The following is a 17,744-nucleotide window of genomic DNA, read 5'->3' as shown; positions in this document are numbered from 1 at the left end:
GGCAGCAGGAACTGCCTGTAAAACCTTAAACCGCCTTCACTTCGAGGATTTCCACTTCGAAGTTCAAGGTCTTGCCCGCCAGCGGATGGTTGAAATCCACGGTCACCTGGGCGTCGTCAAAAGCCTTCACCACACCCGGCAGCTCGGTATTGGCCGCGTCGTTGAAGATCACCAGCAGGCCCTCGGACAGCTCCATGTCCTGGAACTGGGAGCGTGGCATGGTCTGCACGTTTTGCGGGTTGGGCTGACCAAAGGCGTTTTCTGGCGGTACGACCACGGTGCGCTTGTCGCCGGCCTTGAAGCCAAAGATCGCCGCTTCGAAGCCTGGCAGCAGGTTGCCGTCACCGACCTTGAACACCGCCGGAGCCTTGTCGAAGGTGCTGTCGACGGTGTCACCGTTTTCCAGGTACAGGGCGAAGTGAAGCTTCACTTCAGTGTTTTGAGCGATACGCTGCTCAGTCATGGACGGCTTCTCCGGTTTTCTTGCTCTTGAACATATCCAGGGCGAGCATCACGGCGCCCACGCTGATGGCGCTGTCGGCAAAGTTGAACGCCGGGAAATACCAGCGGTTCTGCCAATGCACCAGGATGAAATCGATGACATGGCCCAACGCGATGCGGTCATAGAGGTTACCCAAGGCACCACCGAGCACCAAGGCCAACGCCACGGCCAGCCAGGTCTCATTGCGCCCCAGGCGCTTGAGCCAGACCACCAGCACGGCGCTGACCACGACGGCGATCAGGGCGAACAGCCAGCGCTGCCAGCCCGAACTGTCGGCCAGGAAGCTGAATGCCGCCCCAGTGTTGTAGGCCAAGGTCCAGCTGAAGTAGTCGGGAATGATCACGATCTGCTGGTACATGGTCAGCGAGTTCTCGAAGTAGTACTTGCTGGCCTGGTCGATGACCAGTACCAGCACACTCAACCAGAGCCAGCCCAGCCGCCCGAAGCGGCCCGCCGCGTTAGGCATAATGACGAACCTCACCGGTGCCGCTGATGTTGTCGACGCAACGACCGCAGATTTCCGGATGCTCCAGGTTCACGCCGACGTCTTCGCGGCAGTGCCAGCAACGGGCGCACTTGGTGTGGTTCGACTTGACGATCTTCAGCTTCAGGCCGCTGACTTCAGTGGTCACCGCATCGGCCGGCGCCTGCACGAAAGGCGCGACGCTGGCGGTGGAGGTGATCAGCACGAAGCGCAGTTCGTTGCCCAGCTTGGCCAGGTCGGCGTCCAGTGCGTCTTCGGCATAGAGGGTCACTTCGGCCTGCAGGTTGCCACCGACGGCCTTGGCCGCGCGCTGGATCTCCATTTCCTTGTTGACCGCCGCCTTGACCGCCATCACGCGATCCCAATACGCACGGTCCAGCTCGAAGCCTTGCGGCAGTTCGGTCAGGCCTTCGTACCAGGTGTTGAGCATCACCGATTCGTTACGCTCGCCCGGCAGGTACTGCCACAGCTCGTCAGCGGTGAACGCCAGGATCGGTGCGATCCAGCGCACCAGCGCCTCGCTGATGTGGAACAGCGCGGTCTGGCACGAACGACGGGCCTTACTGTTGGCGCCGGTGGTGTACTGGCGGTCCTTGATGATGTCGAGGTAGAAACCACCAAGCTCCTGCACGCAGAAGTTGTGGATCTTGGAGTAGACGTTCCAGAAGCGGTATTCGCCGTAGTGCTCCTGCAATTCGCGTTGCAGCAACAGGGTACGGTCCACGGCCCAACGGTCCAGCGCGAGCATTTCTTCGGCCGGCAGCAGGTCGGTGGCCGGGTTGAAACCGGTCAGGTTGGAAAGCAGGAAGCGCGCGGTGTTACGGATCCGCCGGTAGGCGTCCGCGCTGCGTTGCAGGATCTGCTCGGAAACGGCCATCTCGCCGGAATAGTCGGTGGACGCCACCCACAGGCGCATGATGTCGGCGCCCAGGGTGTCGTTGACCTTCTGCGGCGCGATCACGTTGCCCAGGGACTTGGACATCTTGCGACCGGACTCGTCGACGGTGAAGCCGTGGGTCAGCAACTCGCGGTACGGCGCGTGATTGTCGATGGCGCAACCGGTCAGCAGCGACGAGTGGAACCAGCCGCGGTGCTGGTCCGAGCCTTCCAGGTACAGGTCGGCACGCGGGCCGCTCTCGTGGCCCATCGGGTGCGAACCGCGCAGCACGTGCCAATGGGTGGTGCCGGAGTCGAACCAGACGTCCAGAGTGTCGCTGATCTTGTCGTACAGTGGCGCTTCGTCGCCCAGCAGCTCGGCGGCATCCATCTTGAACCAGGCTTCGATGCCTTCGGACTCGACGCGCTTGGCAACTTCTTCCATCAGTTCGACGGTGCGCGGGTGCAACTCGCCGCTTTCCTTGTTCAGGAAGAACGGGATCGGCACGCCCCAGTTGCGCTGGCGGGAGATGCACCAGTCCGGACGGTTGGCGATCATCGAGTGCAGGCGCGCCTGGCCCCAGGCCGGCACGAACTGGGTTTCTTCGATGGCCTTGAGCGAACGCTGGCGCAGGGTGTCACCGCTGGTGGGCTGCTTGTCCATGCCGATGAACCACTGCGCAGTGGCGCGGTAGATCAGCGGGGTCTTGTGGCGCCAGCAGTGCATGTAGCTGTGTTCGATGACGGTGGTGTGCAGCAGCGCGCCGACTTCGGTCAGCTTGTCGACGATGGCCGGGTTGGCTTTCCAGATGAACTGACCGCCAAAGAACTCCAGCGACGGTGCGTACACGCCATTGCTCTGCACCGGGTTGAGGATGTCGTCGTTGACCATGCCGTATTTCTTGCAGGTCACGAAGTCGTCGACGCCATAGGCCGGCGCGGAGTGAACCACGCCAGTACCTGCGCCCAGTTCCACGTAGTCGGCCAGGTATACCGGCGACAGGCGGTCATAGAACGGATGACGGAAATTGATCAGCTCCAGCGCCGAACCTGGCGCGGTGGCGACCACCGAACCTTCGAGGTTGTAGCGGGCCAGGCAGGATTCGACCAGTTCTTCGGCCAGCACCAGCAGCTTGTCACCGACGTCGACCAGGGCGTAGTTGAATTCCGGGTGGACGTTCAGCGCCTGGTTGGCCGGGATGGTCCACGGGGTGGTGGTCCAGATCACGATCGAGGCCGGCTTGGCCAGCTTGCCCAGGCCGAAAGCCGTGGCGAGTTTGTCTTCATCGGCGATCGGGAACGCGACATCGATGGTCGAGGACTTCTTGTTCTCGTACTCGACTTCCGCCTCGGCCAGGGCCGAACCGCAATCGAAGCACCAGTTCACTGGTTTGAGGCCCTTGAACACGAAGCCGCCCTCGACGATTTTCGCCAGGGCACGGATTTCGCCGGCTTCGTTCTTGAAGTCCATGGTCTTGTACGGGTTGGCGAAGTCGCCCAGCACGCCGAGGCGGATGAATTCAGACTTCTGCCCTTCGATCTGCTCGGTGGCGTAGGCACGGCACAGTTCGCGAGTCTTGTCCGCGCCCAGGTTCTTGCCGTGGGTCACTTCGACCTTGTGTTCGATCGGCAGGCCATGACAGTCCCAGCCCGGGACATACGGAGCATCAAAACCCGACAGGGTCTTGGAGCGGATGATCATGTCCTTGAGAATCTTGTTCAGCGCGTGACCGATGTGGATAGTGCCGTTGGCGTACGGAGGGCCGTCGTGCAGGACGAACTTCGGACGATCCTTGCCAATTTCGCGCAACTTTCCGTACAGGCCAATGCTGTCCCAACGCTGCAGAATCTGTGGTTCGCGCTGAGGCAGGCCGGCCTTCATTGGGAAGGCGGTGTCCGGAAGGTTTAGCGTGGCTTTATAGTCGGTCATTTAAGGCTCTTCATTAGCGATTGGCGCTGGTTGCGACAAGGGCACGGGCGGCGGCGATATCTGCATGGATCGCCGTCTTGAGCGCCTCCAGAGAGGCAAAACGCTGCTCTTCACGCAGCTTATGGTGGAAAACCACCGTCAAACGCCGGTCATACAGATCGCCGGCAAAATCCAGAACATGTACTTCGAGGTGGGCCTTGCCATCCCCTTGGACCGTGGGCCGCACGCCGATATTGGCGACACCGGGCCAGGTCTTCCCGTCGATCTCGACACTCACCAGGAACACCCCGGTCAGCGGCACACGACGACGCTTGAGTTGCACGTTGGCCGTTGGCGTGCCCAATTGACGCGCCAGTTTCTGCCCGTGCAGGATCCGCCCGGCAATCCGGTACGACCGGCCGAGCAAGCGCTCGGCCAATTCGAAGTCGGCAGCCGCCAGGGCATTGCGGACCTGGGTACTGCTGACGCGCAAGCCGTCCATCTCGACAGTCTGCGCCGCTTCGACGGTAAAACCATGGGCGATACCGGCTTGTTGCAAATAGTCGAAATCCCCGGAGCGGTCGCAGCCGAAACGGAAATCATCGCCCACTTCCAGATGCTTCACATCCAGACCATCCACCAGGATGGTCTTGACGAACTCAGCAGCGCTGAGCTTGCTCAGGCGCTGGTTGAAGGCCAGGCACAGGACCCGGTCGACGCCTTCGGCGGCCAGCAATTGCAGCTTGTCGCGCAACCGGGCCAGACGGGCCGGGGCGGTATCCGGGGCGAAAAACTCCCGCGGCTGCGGCTCGAAGATCACCACGCAGCTGGGCACGCCCAGCTCCAGCGCACGCTCGCGCAGTCGCGCCAGGATAGCCTGGTGGCCACGGTGAACACCGTCAAAGTTGCCAATAGTGGCGACACAGCCCCGATGCTGGGGGCGCAGGTTGTGGAGGCCTCGAACCAGCTGCATAACGCGCTTCTTGCTCATAAAGTGGCCGATTATAACCACACCCGGCGGCCGACGACAGGCAACACCGCACCCCAAAGTGATCGAACCGACAAAACCACTGCCCGGCCCGGGATTATCGGGGGCTTACCCCTCAGCTCAAGGCCTTGCGATTGAAGTCACGCAGACGGAACCCCATCAGCAGCAACATGCCGAAATACGCCACCACGCCGGCAACTACCAGCGCCCCCAGGCGCAGGAAACGTTCAAGCATCTGCCCTTCGCTCCAAGCCGGCATGAAATGCATCGCCCCCAGCAAAACCGCCGACATCACCGCCACGGCGACCACCAGCTTGAGGCCGAACTTGCCCCAGCCCGGCTGCGGTTGATACATCTTCTGCTTGCGCAACTGGTAAAACAGCAGCCCGGCGTTGAGGCACGCGCCGGCACTGATCGCCAAGGCCAGGCCGGCGTGGGCCAGCGGGCCGATGAGCAACAGGTTGAACAATTGCGTCATCACCAGGGTGAAAATGGCGATTTTCACTGGCGTGCGAATGTTCTGCTGGGCATAGAACCCCGGCGCCAGCACCTTGATCACGATGATCCCGAGCAGGCCCACCGAGTAAGCAATCAGCGCACGCTGGGTCATCAAGGCGTCGAAGGCATTGAACTGGCCGTATTGGAACAGCGAAACCGTCAGCGGCTCAGCCAGGATTCCCAGGGCCAGGGAACAAGGCAAGACCAGCACGAAACACAGGCGCAGGCCCCAGTCGAGGATGCGCGAGTACTCCTGGCGGTCCTGACTGGCGTAGGTCTTGGCCAGGGTTGGCAGCAGGATCGTGCCCAGGGCCACACCCAGCACGCCGGACGGCAATTCCATCAAGCGGTCGGCGTAATACATCCACGACACCGAGCCGGCCACCAGGAACGAGGCAAAGATGGTGTTGATGATCAGGGAAATCTGGCTCACCGACACCCCGAGGATCGCCGGCAGCATCTGCTTCATTACCCGCCACACGCCGCTGTCGCGCAGGTTCAGCCGTGGCAGCACCAGCATGCCGATCTTTTTCAGGTGCGGCAGTTGATAGAGTAATTGCGCCAGGCCACCCACCAACACCGCCCAGCCGAGTGCCATCACCGGCGGATTGAAATACGGCGTCAGGAATACCGCGAACACGATCATGCTGACGTTGAGCAGGGTCGGCACAAAGGCCGGTACGGAAAAGCGGTTCCAGGTATTGAGGATCGCCCCGGCCAGGGACGACAGGGAAATCAGCAATATATAAGGAAAGGTCACCCGCAACAGGTCCGAGGTGAGCTGGAATTTTTCTGGCGTATCGGTGAAACCCGGGGCCGTGGCCCAGATCACCCATGGCGCGGCGAGCATGCCGGCCGCCGTGACCAGCGCCAGCACCAACGTCAGCAGGCCGGTGACGTAGGCAATGAACGTGCGGGTCGCTTCGTCGCCCTTCTGGCTTTTATATTCCGCCAGGATCGGCACGAAGGCCTGGGAGAACGCCCCTTCGGCGAAGATCCGCCGCAACAGGTTGGGCAACTTGAAGGCGATGAAGAAGGCGTCGGTGGCCATCCCGGCGCCGAATATCCGTGCGATCAACGTATCGCGAACGAACCCCAGGACGCGGGAAAGCATCGTGATAGAGCTGACGGCGGCCAACGATTTGAGCAGATTCATGAAAAGAGTTTTTGCCTGTCGATAAACAGCAGGCGAACAACGCGCCCACTTGTGCGATACTCCGCGCCGCTAAACAGTGCAGAGCCAAAGCCCGCGAGTTTACAGGTCGCACGCCGGAAAGAAATCCTTCGGTGCGCAGCACCTGCCATTCAGCGGAACGCGTCACCCGCCCTTGACAAGACTTCAACTCATCGGCATGATTCGCGGCCTATTTTGTTTGCTATTTCCCAAAAAGTCTTTCGAGGAGCTCGACGGTGGCCAACACACCTTCCGCCAAAAAACGTGCAAAACAGGCTGAGAAGCGTCGCAGCCACAACGCCAGCCTGCGTTCCATGGTCCGTACCTACATCAAGAACGTAGTTAAGGCCATCGACGCAAAAGACGCTGAAAAAGCTCAAGCTGCTTACGTTCTGGCTGTGCCAGTTATCGACCGCATGGCCGATAAAGGCATCATCCACAAGAACAAGGCTGCTCGCCATAAGAGCCGCTTGAATGGCCACGTAAAGGCCCTGAACGTTGCCGCTGCTGCCTAAGCGACGCGCTCGTTAAAAAACCGACCTCAGGGTCGGTTTTTTATTGCCTGCGATTTAACCCTAACCAGCCCCCCTCTCACACTGGATCTTCAGCAGGCATAAATTTAGCGCCCAACACAAATCCCCTGTGGGAGCGAGCTTGCTCGCGATGGCGGTGGGCCAGATGACGGCGATGGTGACTGTGCCGCCATCATCGCGAGCAAGCTCGCTCCCACACCTGGATCTGCGGCGATTTCCAGTTTAATGAACCCGCAATCCCCAGCAGAAGCCTTACTCCCCAAAATTGAAAACCACCGGTTTGGGCAGAGGACAACCTCCCGGCGGTGGGAAATTCTGCACGCCCGCCTCGTCGTAGCCGGTGTAACAACCCACTATCTTGTCATCCTTGAAGTTCATGCGGCGCTCAACCACACCTGTCGGGTAGTAGTAGACCGTCTCCCCTTCGCGCCTGGCGTACGAGTAGTCCCTGTATTCGCGCCCCTCGACCATTATCAGGCGAAAGCCCTGCTTGGCCTCGGAGAACTTCAACTGGCCGCTGGGGTAGTACTCGTTGTGAGTCACGCGATCATCAGGCCCCAACAACACCTCCCGGACCTTGCGCCCGTCCTGGGTATGGCGGGCGCTTTGCTCATTACCGAACAGGTAATCACTCTCCGAGTCGAAATGCCCGTTGTTGAAAGCCCCGCGCTGCTTGCCGCAAAGCTTGATACGGGTGTATTTCCCATCAGGCACGTGGCAATAGTTCCTGTCCGCGATCAACACCCCAGTCGCATCAAATGATTGCACGTTACCGATGGGCTCATCCCCCTCGTACATTGCCACCGTATCGGGTTGACCATTGGGGTGATAGAGACGAAAGGCACCCTCTCGCGAACCATGGCGCCACGAGATATCCGAAAGCAGCACGGCACCGTCATCGGTGTAGGTCAGCGCCCGCCCCTCGATCTGGCCGTTGGCATAGTTGGCCGAATAGGTGAGCTTGCCATTGGCCGCGTAGGCTTCTTTCAAGCCATCCAGCACACCCGCGCGGTAATGCTCGACGAGCCGCAACACACCCGCGGCATCCACTTCGCGCAATTCGCCTTGCTTCTTGTCGGCGACAAAATCCACAGTCTGGACACCACCGCCGTCCATTCTCAAGGTCCAACGACCTTCCCGGACGCCCTGCACATAACGCCCCTCACCCCAAGGCATTATCCAGTCCCCGTGCTGCTGCCCCGCCACAAAATCGCCGCGCTGGACAACCTCACCATGACGCACGCGCTCGGAGGGCCCGTCGAAATCACCATGCTTGTAAGTATCGAAGCCAGACATCTGCTCTTCATCGTCACGCGCCTCGATCGTCCAGCGCCCCTCATAGAAATCGTCGACGATCATACCCTTGGAAACCGTGCCCCCATCACTGACGACCCACGGCCCCTGGCGCAGTCCATCCACATAGGTGCCGGTGGACGCGTAGCCCGACTCGTCGAATTCCGCCCACTTGCCCGACCTCTTGCCCTGAACATAGACACCCAGCGCCCAGAGTCGCCCATTGCCCAAGGCCGCCCAGGCCCCATCCTCGGAACCCTGGTACACCTTCGGATCGGTTTCCCAAGCCATCCTGCTGACACGATAGGCAGAACCCACATCCTCGTCCTGAGGCGGCACGCGCTCGTAAGTCAGCGTGAGCCAGCGCCCTTCGCGCTGCTGGAAAGTCTTTTTGTAGGTGTCGCGATGAGGATCCTCCGGCGGTTGCCCCACTGACACCGGGACACCGTCGACGCCAAAGTAGCCCACCAGCGTGCCACTCGCGGGCTGCAGCATGTCGAACTCGGCGACACCGGTCTTGGGCAACACGGCGCTGTAATCGTAGGGCGGTAACTTGCCCAGCTCTTTCTGGACCAGCGCGGCAGTGAGGACCTTGCGATCAGCGGCTATACGATCCAATACCGGCTGCAACGTCTCGAGCCGGCGATACCCGCCAGTGGACGGCACGAACCGATAGCCATGAAGAGCGTACTGCCCCTTTGCCCGTGACAGCACGACCAGTGTCTGGAGAGCACTGTCGAGGCTGGCGTAGAACACCGACTCGACACTCGCATCGCCATACCTGTCGAGCACTTGCGGGACGCCATCCGGCGAATCACACAGGCATGAGTAGCCTACGACACCCTCGGCTTCGCGGATAAATGCCAGCGTCGCCCCACTCTCCTGGGAAGTTTTTATCAGCGGATGGGCCAGGGGTTTTTCGCTATAAAACGGCTCAGCCAAAGCCCCGACCGACACCGAACAACCCAATAAAAACAGCAGCAAAAACGCACGCATACGAATCCCTTCGCGCCAAAAGCACAACTAATCCATGGAGATAAAAAAAGCGAGCCGATCGGCTCGCCCGTCATTCGCGACTTAACGCCAAGGCAAGATCGGAATAGCCGTCACCGCGTTCTGCGGGCTGCCCTCGATCACGCGATCGCTGTAGACCAGGTACACCAGCGTATTGCGCTTCTTGTCGAGGAATCGCACCACTTGCATGGTCTTGAACACCAGCGAAGTGCGCTCGCGGAACACCTCTTCGCCGTCCTTGAGCTCACCCTTGAAGCTGATGGGGCCGACCTGGCGGCAGGCGATGGACGCCTCGGCACGATCCTCGGCCAGGCCCAGGCCGCCTTTCACGCCGCCAGTCTTGGCCCGCGACAGATAACAGGTCACGCCATCCACCCTGGGATCGTCGAACGCCTCGACCACGATCCGATCGTTCGGCCCGACAAACTTGAACACCGTCGACACTTGGCCAATTTCTTCAGCCGAAGCCAGCAGCGGCACCGCCAACAGCAAGCCGATCAATCCTTTTGCCAAACCCATGATTTTTCCTTAGACGAGGATCAGGTTGTCACGGTGAACCAGCTCGGGCTCCGCCATGTAACCCAACAGACCGACAATCGCATCAGACGACTGACCGATGATTTTCTGCGCTTCCAGCGCGCTGTAGTTGGCCAGGCCACGGGCGATCTCACGACCGTCCGGCGCCACGCACACCACCATTTCACCCCGACGGAAACTGCCCTGGACCAGCTTCACACCCACCGGCAGCAGGCTTTTGTTGCCTTGGGACAGGGCCGCCACCGCGCCAGCATCCAGCACCAACGTGCCACGGGTCTGCAGATGCCCAGCCAGCCACTGCTTGCGCGCTGCCAGCATGCCGCGCTCCGGGGAGAGCAAGGTACCGATCCGCTCGCCGGCTTTCAGGCGGTCCAGCACCCGCTCCAAGCGCCCACCCACGATGATGGTATGAGCCCCGGAACGCGCCGCCAGACGCGCAGCGCGCAGTTTGGTCTGCATGCCGCCACGGCCCAGCGCACCACCCGTGCCGCCCGCCACCGCGTCCAGCGCAGGATCGTCGGCACGAGCTTCGTAAATCAGCTTGGCATCGGGATTGTTGCGCGGATCGGCATCGAACATGCCGTCGCGATCCGTGAGGATCACCAGTAGATCCGCCTCCACCAGGTTCGCCACCAGCGCCGCCAGGGTGTCGTTATCGCCGAAACGAATCTCGTCGGTGACCACCGTGTCGTTCTCGTTGATCACCGGGATGACCTTGAGTTCCACCAGCGCGCGCAAGGTACTGCGGGCATTGAGGTAGCGCTTGCGGTCGGACAGGTCGTCGTGGGTCAGCAGGATCTGCGCCGTATGGCGACCGTGCTCGGCGAAGCTTGATTCCCAAGCCTGCACCAGGCCCATCTGGCCGATGGCGGCGGCAGCCTGCAGCTCATGCATCGCGCTGGGTCGCGACGTCCAGCCCAAACGGCTCATACCGGCTGCCACGGCCCCCGAAGAGACCAATACCAGCTCGACGCCAGCCTCATGCAAGGCCACCATCTGCTCGACCCACACCGCCATTGCCTGGCGGTCCAGGCCCTTGCCATCCGCCGTCAGCAGTGCGCTGCCGATCTTCACGACCCAGCGCTGCGCACCCGTCACCTTGCTCCGCATTATCTTCAACCTTTGCCAGCGAACGACGCGACCCAGCGCCGCCCATGGGATTATTCGTATTTGCGTTTTACAGATACCAAAACGCCGCTCGAATGAGCGGCGCCTTGAAACCGGCTGGTTGCGATGATAACACCGCACTGGACCAGTTAAACCTGCCCCATGCCAGCCACCCGAGAATCCCTGTGGGGGCGAGCTTGTGGGAGCAAAGCTTGCTCGCGATGACATCGTCACATCCAACACCTTTGCTGGCTGTAAAATCGCTATCGCGAGCAAGCTTTGCTCCCACAGATTCGCTCACATAGGCCTTAGTCTCAACTGAGCGGCATCAGCACAAGATCAGTCGCGAACGTAGATGATTTCCGGACCGTCCTCGTCATCCACATCTTCTTCGTCCCAATCGTCATCACCGATGTCATGGACCGACTTGACGCCACTGCGACGCAGGGCCCGCTGGTCGTCCAGCGCCTGCAACTGGGCACGGGCCTCGTCTTCGATGCGCTGATCGAGCTCGGCCAGCTCTTCCTTGTAGGCCGGATCGTTGGCCAGGCGGTCGGCGCGATCTTCCAGGTAACGCATGATGTCGTGGCACAGGCGCTCGGTGCCTTCTTTGGCGATGGCCGAGATCACGTAGACCGGACCTTCCCACTCCAGGCGATCGACGATTTCCTTGACCCGCTCCTCATGCTCTTCTTCAAGGATCTGGTCGCACTTGTTCAGCACCAGCCAACGGTCGCGCTCGGCCAGGGCCGGGCTGAACTTGGTCAGTTCGTTGACGATGACTTCGGCGGCATCGGCGGCACTGGTTTCATCCAGCGGCGCCATGTCCACGAGGTGCAGCAACAGACGGGTACGGGACAAGTGCTTGAGGAAACGAATCCCCAGGCCTGCACCCTCGGAAGCCCCTTCGATCAAGCCTGGAATGTCGGCGATTACGAAGCTCTTCCAGCGGTCAACGCTGACCACGCCCAGATTCGGTACCAGGGTGGTGAACGGGTAATCGGCCACTTTCGGCTTGGCCGCCGACACCGAGCGAATGAAGGTACTTTTACCGGCGTTCGGCAAGCCCAGCAGGCCCACATCGGCCAACACTTTCATTTCCAGCTTCAGGTCACGCTGCTCGCCTGGCTTGCCTGGCGTGGTCTGGCGTGGCGCACGGTTGGTACTGGATTTGAAACGGGTGTTGCCCAGGCCGTGCCAGCCGCCATGGGCGACCAGCAGACGCTGGCCGGCCTTGGTCAGGTCACCAATCACTTCCTGAGTGGCCGAATCGATTACCGTGGTGCCGACCGGCACGCGCAGGATCAGGTCTTCGCCCTTCTTGCCGGTGCAGTCGGTGCTGCCGCCGTTGGAGCCACGCTCGGCATCGAAGTGCCGGGTGTAACGGTAGTCCACCAGGGTGTTGAGGTTTTCGTCGGCGAGCATGTAGATCGAGCCGCCGTCGCCCCCGTCACCGCCGTTCGGGCCACCGTTTTCAATGAACTTTTCCCGACGGAAACTCATGCAACCATTGCCGCCGTCGCCGGCCTTTACTCGAATCGATACTTCATCAACAAACTTCATGACACACGCCTCTCGCCATACGGACGAGCCAAAAAAACAAGACATAAGACTCTTGCAAAAATGAGCGCAGCGACCTGATGACACGCCCCAACCGCAGCGCCGACAGCCCATACAAACAGTTTTGCAAGAGACTCACCCCACAAACGAAAAAGCCCCGTCGCAAGACAGGGCTTTTCCAGCGATCTCGCAATTAAGCTGCGATAACGCTTACGTAACGACGACCGAAGGCGCCTTTTACTTCGAACTTGATCACGCCTTCGACTTTAGCGAAGAGGGTGTGATCTTTACCCATGCCCACGCCGTAGCCAGCGTGGAATTGGGTGCCGCGCTGACGCACGATGATGTTGCCTGCTTTGATAGCCTGGCCGCCATACATCTTCACGCCAAGGCGTTTGGCTTCTGAGTCGCGACCGTTACGGGTACTACCACCAGCTTTTTTGTGTGCCATGAGTTCAATTCTCCTAGTGAGGAATTAGGCTGAAATTAAGCCTGAATACCGGTGATTTTGATCTCGGTGTACCACTGGCGGTGGCCCATACGCTTCATGTGGTGCTTACGGCGACGGAACTTGATGATGCGGACTTTATCGTGACGACCTTGGGAGATCACTTCAGCCACAACGGTAGCGCCAGCAACGACTGGAGCGCCGATATTCACGTCATCGCCATTGGCGACCAACAGAACGCGATCAAAAGTCACGGATTCGCCGGTAGCGATTTCCAGTTTTTCGATCTTCAGGTATTCACCTGGGGCGACCTTGTATTGCTTGCCACCAGTAACAATTACTGCGTACGACATGGTATTTCTCCGATAATCCTGCTCACCCAGCGCTTTATAAGAAGAGGTATTGGCTGGCATGGCTGCATGGGCTGGAAGGCCCTAATGCAATTGCGTAAGGCAGGTGCTGCCCAGGAAGTTCAGGGTGCGCGATTGTACGCAAGCCAAGAGAGCCTTGCAAGTAGCCGTCCATCGCGCCTTGACAGGCCTGGGTGGGGGTCCTAGCATGCCGCGCAACCCTTCTGGAGCACCTGTCGCTGATGCAACCCCAAGCTTTCTACCGCGCGGTGGCGGACGATTTTAGCGCCGTCGACGGCATCATCAAGAAGCAGCTGACTTCCCGAGTGCCGCTGGTATCGAAAATCGGCGACTACATCACATCGGCCGGCGGTAAACGCCTGCGTCCTTTATTGGTGCTGTTGTGCGGCAAGGCCCTGGGTCGCGAAGGCGACGACATGCGCCTGCTGGCCGCCACCATCGAATTCCTGCACACCGCGACCCTGCTGCACGACGACGTGGTCGACATGTCCGGCATGCGGCGTGGCCGTTCGACCGCCAACGCCATGTGGGGCAATGCCCCGAGCGTGCTGGTGGGCGACTTCCTGTATTCGCGCTCGTTCGAAATGATGGTCGAGCTGGGCTCGATGCCGGTGATGAAAATCCTGTCCCAGGCCACGCGCATCATCGCCGAGGGCGAAGTGCTGCAGTTGTCCAAGGTGCGCGATGCCAGCACCACCGAAGAAACCTACATGGAAGTCATCCGCGGCAAGACCGCGATGCTCTTCGAAGCCTCGACCCACAGCGCCGCCGCCCTGGCCGGTGCCAGCGCCGAACAGAGCGAAGCGCTGCGCACCTTCGGCGACCACCTGGGCGTGGCTTTCCAGCTGGTGGACGACCTGCTGGACTACAAGGGCGATGCCGAGACCCTGGGCAAGAACGTCGGTGACGACCTGGCCGAAGGCAAGCCGACCCTGCCGCTGATCTACACCATGCGCGAGGGCACGCCTGAACAGGCAGCACTGGTTCGCCAGGCGATCCAGAAAGGCGGGATCGAAGACCTGGAAAGCATCCGTGTCGCGGTCGAAGCGTCCGGCTCGCTGGACTACACCGCGAACCTGGCCCGTGACTACGTCGCCCGCGCGATCAAATGCCTCGACGCCCTGCCGGCCAGCGAATACCGCGATGCGCTGGTGGAACTGAGCGAGTTTGCGGTGGCCCGCACCCACTGACACACAGGGCTTTTGTGGGAGCAAGGCTTGCCCGCGATACCGGCGACTCGGTTTCTGAAGGATCGCATAGTCGCCATCGCGGGCAAGCCTTGCTCCCACAAATCCTCTCGCCACAGGATATCCAAACGCAGCACCGTCCCTCTTTCGCAACAAAACCCTATATAATGTGCGCCCTTTTGTCCTCCCGATACCCAAGGAACCTTAGTGAGCACGTTGCCTCCCTGCCCGAAATGCAATTCCGAATACACCTACGAAGACGGTACTCAACTGGTCTGCCCGGAGTGTGCCCACGAATGGTCCGCCAGCGGCGAAGCTGAAACAGTGTCCGACGATACCGTGAAGAAAGATTCGGTCGGCAACGTCCTGCAGGACGGCGACACCATCACCGTGATCAAGGACCTCAAGGTCAAGGGCACGTCGCTGGTGGTCAAGGTCGGCACCAAGGTCAAGAACATCCGCCTGTGCGATGGCGACCACGACATTGACTGCAAGATCGACGGCATCGGCCCGATGAAACTCAAATCCGAGTTCGTAAGAAAAGTCTGATCCTGCTGTATTCCATCCCATACCCCGCGTGTGGGATGGAGCTTCGCTCTCTGCGCTTCGGCCCCATTTCTCGGACGTTAGCCAAGTGCCAGCCGTCCTGAGCGGCCATAACCCATCGTCAGAAAAACAATCGCAACGCCAATAGAGCCTTGCTATTTAGCGAATAAGAATTATTCTCATCGAACCCCATCAAGGAGATGAGAACCATGACTTATTTGATCGATGCCTGGCTGGACCGCCCACATCCCTACCTCAGGATCCTGCATCGGGAAACCGGGGAAGTCTGTGCGGTGCTTGAAGAAGAAGCCTTGAACGAGCTGCAGGACCAAGGGGATCTGGACCTCAACAGCCTCAATTCCAGTGAACCGTTGGTGCTCAAGGAACTGGTGCGCAATCTGTTCCTGTTCTGCTACGCCCGGGCATTGCGCCCGACGGGTGATTTCAGCGGCAGGTTCCACGGATGAAGCACCTGACCCTGTGGGAGCGAGCTTGCTCGCGAAGCGGTGTGTCATTCAACATCGATATCGATTGACTGACCGCCATCGCGAGCAAGCTCGCTCCCACAGTTTTTTGTCCGGCAGTAAAACCGGGCAGGGTCTTACAGTACGTCCAACAGCTCGACGTCAAACACCAGCACGCTGTGCGGTGGAATGCTGCCAACGCCTTGAGCGCCGTAAGCCAGTTCGCTCGGCACGTACAGACGCCATTTGCTGCCGGCGTTCATCAGTTGCAGGGCTTCGGTCCAGCCTGGGATCACGCCGCCTACCGGGAATTCGGCTGGCTGGCCACGATCGTAGGAGCTGTCGAACACAGTGCCGTCGATCAGGGTGCCGTGGTAATGGGTACGCACCTGGTCTTCACGGGTCGGCTTGGCGCCTTCACCCTGGGTCAGCACTTCGAATTGCAGGCCGGAAGCCAGGGTGGTGATGCCTTCACGCTTGGCGTTTTCGGCCAGGAACGCACGGCCTTCGCCAGCGGCGGCTTCAGCCTTGGCAGCGGCTTCGGCTTGCATGATTTCACGGATGACCTTGAAGCTGGCGGACATCTCGTCCTGGCCCACGCGGCTTGGCTTGCCGGCGAACGCGTCGGTCAGGCCGGCCAGGATCGCATCCAGGCTCACACCCGGTGGCGGGTTGTCGCGCAGTTGGTCGCCCAACTGACGGCCAATGCCGTAGCTGACGCGGGTTTCGTCGGTGGACAGGTTAACTTCGGACATGATGCTGCTCCGCTGTGCGGACGGCTCGAGAGTTGCCGTGCGTGACACAGCGCCTCCCGGAGCGCCCGGAACCAAAAGGGCGAGCAGACTAGCACAGATGCCACCGCGGGTGACGAGCCCCCTGCGTCAAAGCAGGCCGCCAGAAACGACAACGCCCGCCTGCAATTCTACAGGCGGGCGTTGCGCCAGCGCGGTGAGCGGACCTCAGTGCTTGGTCAGTTTGTCCAGGTAGCCCATGGCAAATGCCGAGACCACGAAAGTCATGTGGATGATCACGTACCACATCAGGTGCTCGGGATCGACGTTCTTGGCGTCCATGAAAATGCGCAGCAGGTGGATGGAGGAAATGGCCACGATCGAGGCGGCGACTTTCATCTTCAGCGACGAAGAGTCCATGGTGCCCAGCCAGTTGAGCTTTTCCTTGTCGTCGCCGATATCCAGTTGCGAGACGAAGTTCTCGTAGCCGGAAATCATCACCATCACCAGCAGGCCGCCCACCAGCGCCATGTCGATCAACGACAGCAGCACCAGGATCAGGTCGGACTCGGCCATGGAAAACACGTTGGGAATGACGTGAAAGACTTCCTGGAAGAACTTCAGCGCCAAGGCCAACAGGCCCAGGGACAACCCGAAGTAGATCGGCGCCAGCAGCCAACGGGAGGCGTACATTGCGTTTTCGATAAAGCGTTCCATTGAATCTCACACCAGGGCTGAAAAAATCGCGGCGAGTATATCAGCCACGACCGGCCCCACAAATGCCGGGCCCCTCCCTGGTCCCTGCTCTTGTGTCAAAATTTTACTGCCGGTGCCCGTGCGGTGATGGCCTTCAATGCAGCGGACGAAACTCGAAGCCGCCGACATTGCGACAACGGCCTCCATTGATTTCACGCAGTTGGGCTTGCATGTGCAGGGACCAGATCTGCGGGTCGTCGGCCAGCTCATAGCCATGCAGTGTCAGGCTTTGCACAATGGTATCGAGGATGGATTCGGCGGCAGTCGGGCCGGGGAATGGCCCTTGGGCCTTGATGGCAGAAGGTTGTTCACCGGCCATTCCGGCGGCGAAGAGCAAGGTCCACATACCGGTATCTCCCGCCAGGGGGCGGATGGCGCATTCGATACGGGTGACAAGGCCCAGGCATTGACGAGTGAGGCAAAGGTTGCGCGACATGGCGGCGCCCCTCGGTAGATCCGGTATTCAGCCCCGGGAGGAGGCTGTTTCGATCCGATGATGACTCTCGTTATCCTTGAGCTGAGGATAGAAGAAAAGTTCCGGTCGCAAGGACTTTCGAGACCAGAATACGCCGAGCGGTCACAGTGTGAATATTGACGCCAAAGTGGTGGCACTTTTTAGCAATAATCCCCAAAACATTGATGGTGACAGCAAGCCTGTGGGAGCAAAGCTTGCTCGCGATGAGATTGTCACATGCAACATTTCTGTTGACTGGACAAAACGCTATCGCGAGCAAGCTTTGCTCCCACAGGCTGTTCTCCCACAAGC

Annotated in this window: 18 protein-coding genes; 4 read left to right on the top strand and 14 right to left on the bottom strand. The window is 60.2% G+C overall.

The window, feature by feature from the left end; translation table 11 throughout:
* Nucleotides 1-25: 25 nt before the first annotated feature.
* The 5 genes from fkpB to murJ all read right to left on the bottom strand — a co-directional run bounded on the left by fkpB (nucleotide 26) and on the right by murJ (nucleotide 6,413).
* A complete protein-coding gene (fkpB, locus tag AB4O22_RS00435) occupies nucleotides 26-463 on the bottom strand; it encodes an FKBP-type peptidyl-prolyl cis-trans isomerase (protein ID WP_003205723.1) in 438 nt (145 codons plus the stop codon).
* Entirely contained in the window at nucleotides 456-968 is a 513-nt protein-coding gene (lspA, locus tag AB4O22_RS00430; protein ID WP_003205724.1) for a signal peptidase II, read from the bottom strand. Before lspA ends, fkpB begins: the two co-directional genes overlap by 8 nt.
* Entirely contained in the window at nucleotides 961-3,792 is a 2,832-nt protein-coding gene (ileS, locus tag AB4O22_RS00425) for an isoleucine--tRNA ligase (protein ID WP_460095757.1), read from the bottom strand. Before ileS ends, lspA begins: the two co-directional genes overlap by 8 nt.
* Nucleotides 3,793-3,805: 13 nt before the next feature.
* Nucleotides 3,806-4,744 carry a bifunctional riboflavin kinase/FAD synthetase gene (gene ribF, locus AB4O22_RS00420; RefSeq protein WP_057451576.1) on the bottom strand — a complete coding sequence of 313 codons (939 nt, stop codon included), beginning with the start codon at nucleotides 4,742-4,744 and terminating at the stop codon, nucleotides 3,806-3,808.
* A gap of 130 nt (nucleotides 4,745-4,874) precedes the next feature.
* The gene (murJ, locus tag AB4O22_RS00415; protein WP_223470920.1) at nucleotides 4,875-6,413 is read right to left on the bottom strand and encodes a murein biosynthesis integral membrane protein MurJ; all 1,539 of its coding nucleotides are present in this window, start codon (nucleotides 6,411-6,413) and stop codon (nucleotides 4,875-4,877) included.
* A 254-nt stretch (nucleotides 6,414-6,667) separates the two neighbouring features.
* Here murJ and rpsT point away from each other — a divergent pair, with 254 nt between their 5' ends.
* Nucleotides 6,668-6,946, top strand: coding sequence for a 30S ribosomal protein S20 (rpsT, locus tag AB4O22_RS00410; protein WP_003185593.1), 279 nt, complete (start codon nucleotides 6,668-6,670; stop codon nucleotides 6,944-6,946).
* A gap of 270 nt (nucleotides 6,947-7,216) precedes the next feature.
* Here rpsT and AB4O22_RS00405 read toward each other — a convergent pair whose 3' ends face one another.
* From AB4O22_RS00405 to rplU, 6 genes are all read right to left on the bottom strand, one after another.
* Entirely contained in the window at nucleotides 7,217-9,253 is a 2,037-nt protein-coding gene (locus AB4O22_RS00405) for a toxin-antitoxin system YwqK family antitoxin (protein ID WP_460095756.1), read from the bottom strand.
* Nucleotides 9,254-9,334: 81 nt separating this feature from the next.
* Nucleotides 9,335-9,790: a CreA family protein gene (locus AB4O22_RS00400; RefSeq protein WP_460095755.1), complete on the bottom strand. Its 456-nt coding sequence runs from the start codon at nucleotides 9,788-9,790 to the stop codon at nucleotides 9,335-9,337.
* A gap of 9 nt (nucleotides 9,791-9,799) precedes the next feature.
* Nucleotides 9,800-10,918: a glutamate 5-kinase gene (gene proB / locus AB4O22_RS00395; RefSeq protein WP_003205734.1), complete on the bottom strand. Its 1,119-nt coding sequence runs from the start codon at nucleotides 10,916-10,918 to the stop codon at nucleotides 9,800-9,802.
* Nucleotides 10,919-11,254: 336 nt separating this feature from the next.
* The gene (gene cgtA, locus AB4O22_RS00390) at nucleotides 11,255-12,478 is read right to left on the bottom strand and encodes an Obg family GTPase CgtA (RefSeq protein ID WP_003205736.1); all 1,224 of its coding nucleotides are present in this window, start codon (nucleotides 12,476-12,478) and stop codon (nucleotides 11,255-11,257) included.
* Nucleotides 12,479-12,668: 190 nt separating this feature from the next.
* On the bottom strand, nucleotides 12,669-12,926 hold the full coding sequence (gene rpmA / locus AB4O22_RS00385) for a 50S ribosomal protein L27 (protein WP_003205738.1): 258 nt from the start codon (nucleotides 12,924-12,926) through the stop codon (nucleotides 12,669-12,671).
* Nucleotides 12,927-12,961: 35 nt separating this feature from the next.
* Nucleotides 12,962-13,276 (bottom strand): 50S ribosomal protein L21, encoded by a 315-nt coding sequence (gene rplU, locus AB4O22_RS00380; RefSeq protein WP_003176051.1) that lies wholly within the window; start codon nucleotides 13,274-13,276, stop codon nucleotides 12,962-12,964.
* Between the two features lie 239 nt (nucleotides 13,277-13,515).
* On the opposite strand from rplU, the gene AB4O22_RS00375 reads away from it, so the two are divergent.
* From AB4O22_RS00375 to AB4O22_RS00365, 3 genes are all read left to right on the top strand, one after another.
* A complete protein-coding gene (locus tag AB4O22_RS00375) occupies nucleotides 13,516-14,484 on the top strand; it encodes a polyprenyl synthetase family protein (RefSeq protein ID WP_003205740.1) in 969 nt (322 codons plus the stop codon).
* A 204-nt stretch (nucleotides 14,485-14,688) separates the two neighbouring features.
* Nucleotides 14,689-15,030, top strand: a complete 342-nt coding sequence (locus AB4O22_RS00370; protein ID WP_003205741.1) for a zinc ribbon domain-containing protein YjdM — start codon at nucleotides 14,689-14,691, stop codon at nucleotides 15,028-15,030.
* Nucleotides 15,031-15,236: 206 nt separating this feature from the next.
* Nucleotides 15,237-15,494: a PA4570 family protein gene (locus AB4O22_RS00365; RefSeq protein ID WP_003205743.1), complete on the top strand. Its 258-nt coding sequence runs from the start codon at nucleotides 15,237-15,239 to the stop codon at nucleotides 15,492-15,494.
* Nucleotides 15,495-15,628: 134 nt separating this feature from the next.
* Here the strand turns inward: AB4O22_RS00365 and AB4O22_RS00360 are convergent, their stop codons facing one another.
* The 3 genes from AB4O22_RS00360 to AB4O22_RS00350 all read right to left on the bottom strand — a co-directional run bounded on the left by AB4O22_RS00360 (nucleotide 15,629) and on the right by AB4O22_RS00350 (nucleotide 17,414).
* Nucleotides 15,629-16,246 (bottom strand): FKBP-type peptidyl-prolyl cis-trans isomerase, encoded by a 618-nt coding sequence (locus tag AB4O22_RS00360; RefSeq protein ID WP_003205746.1) that lies wholly within the window; start codon nucleotides 16,244-16,246, stop codon nucleotides 15,629-15,631.
* A gap of 204 nt (nucleotides 16,247-16,450) precedes the next feature.
* A complete protein-coding gene (locus AB4O22_RS00355) occupies nucleotides 16,451-16,939 on the bottom strand; it encodes a TIGR00645 family protein (RefSeq protein WP_003205748.1) in 489 nt (162 codons plus the stop codon).
* Nucleotides 16,940-17,072: 133 nt separating this feature from the next.
* Nucleotides 17,073-17,414 carry a PA4575 family protein gene (locus AB4O22_RS00350; RefSeq protein WP_013694243.1) on the bottom strand — a complete coding sequence of 114 codons (342 nt, stop codon included), beginning with the start codon at nucleotides 17,412-17,414 and terminating at the stop codon, nucleotides 17,073-17,075.
* Nucleotides 17,415-17,744 lie beyond the last annotated feature (330 nt).

Source organism: Pseudomonas sp. S3_B11, assembly GCF_054667715.1.
The sequence above is the reverse complement of the archived record's forward strand: the minus strand, read 5'-3'. Positions and strand labels throughout refer to the sequence as shown.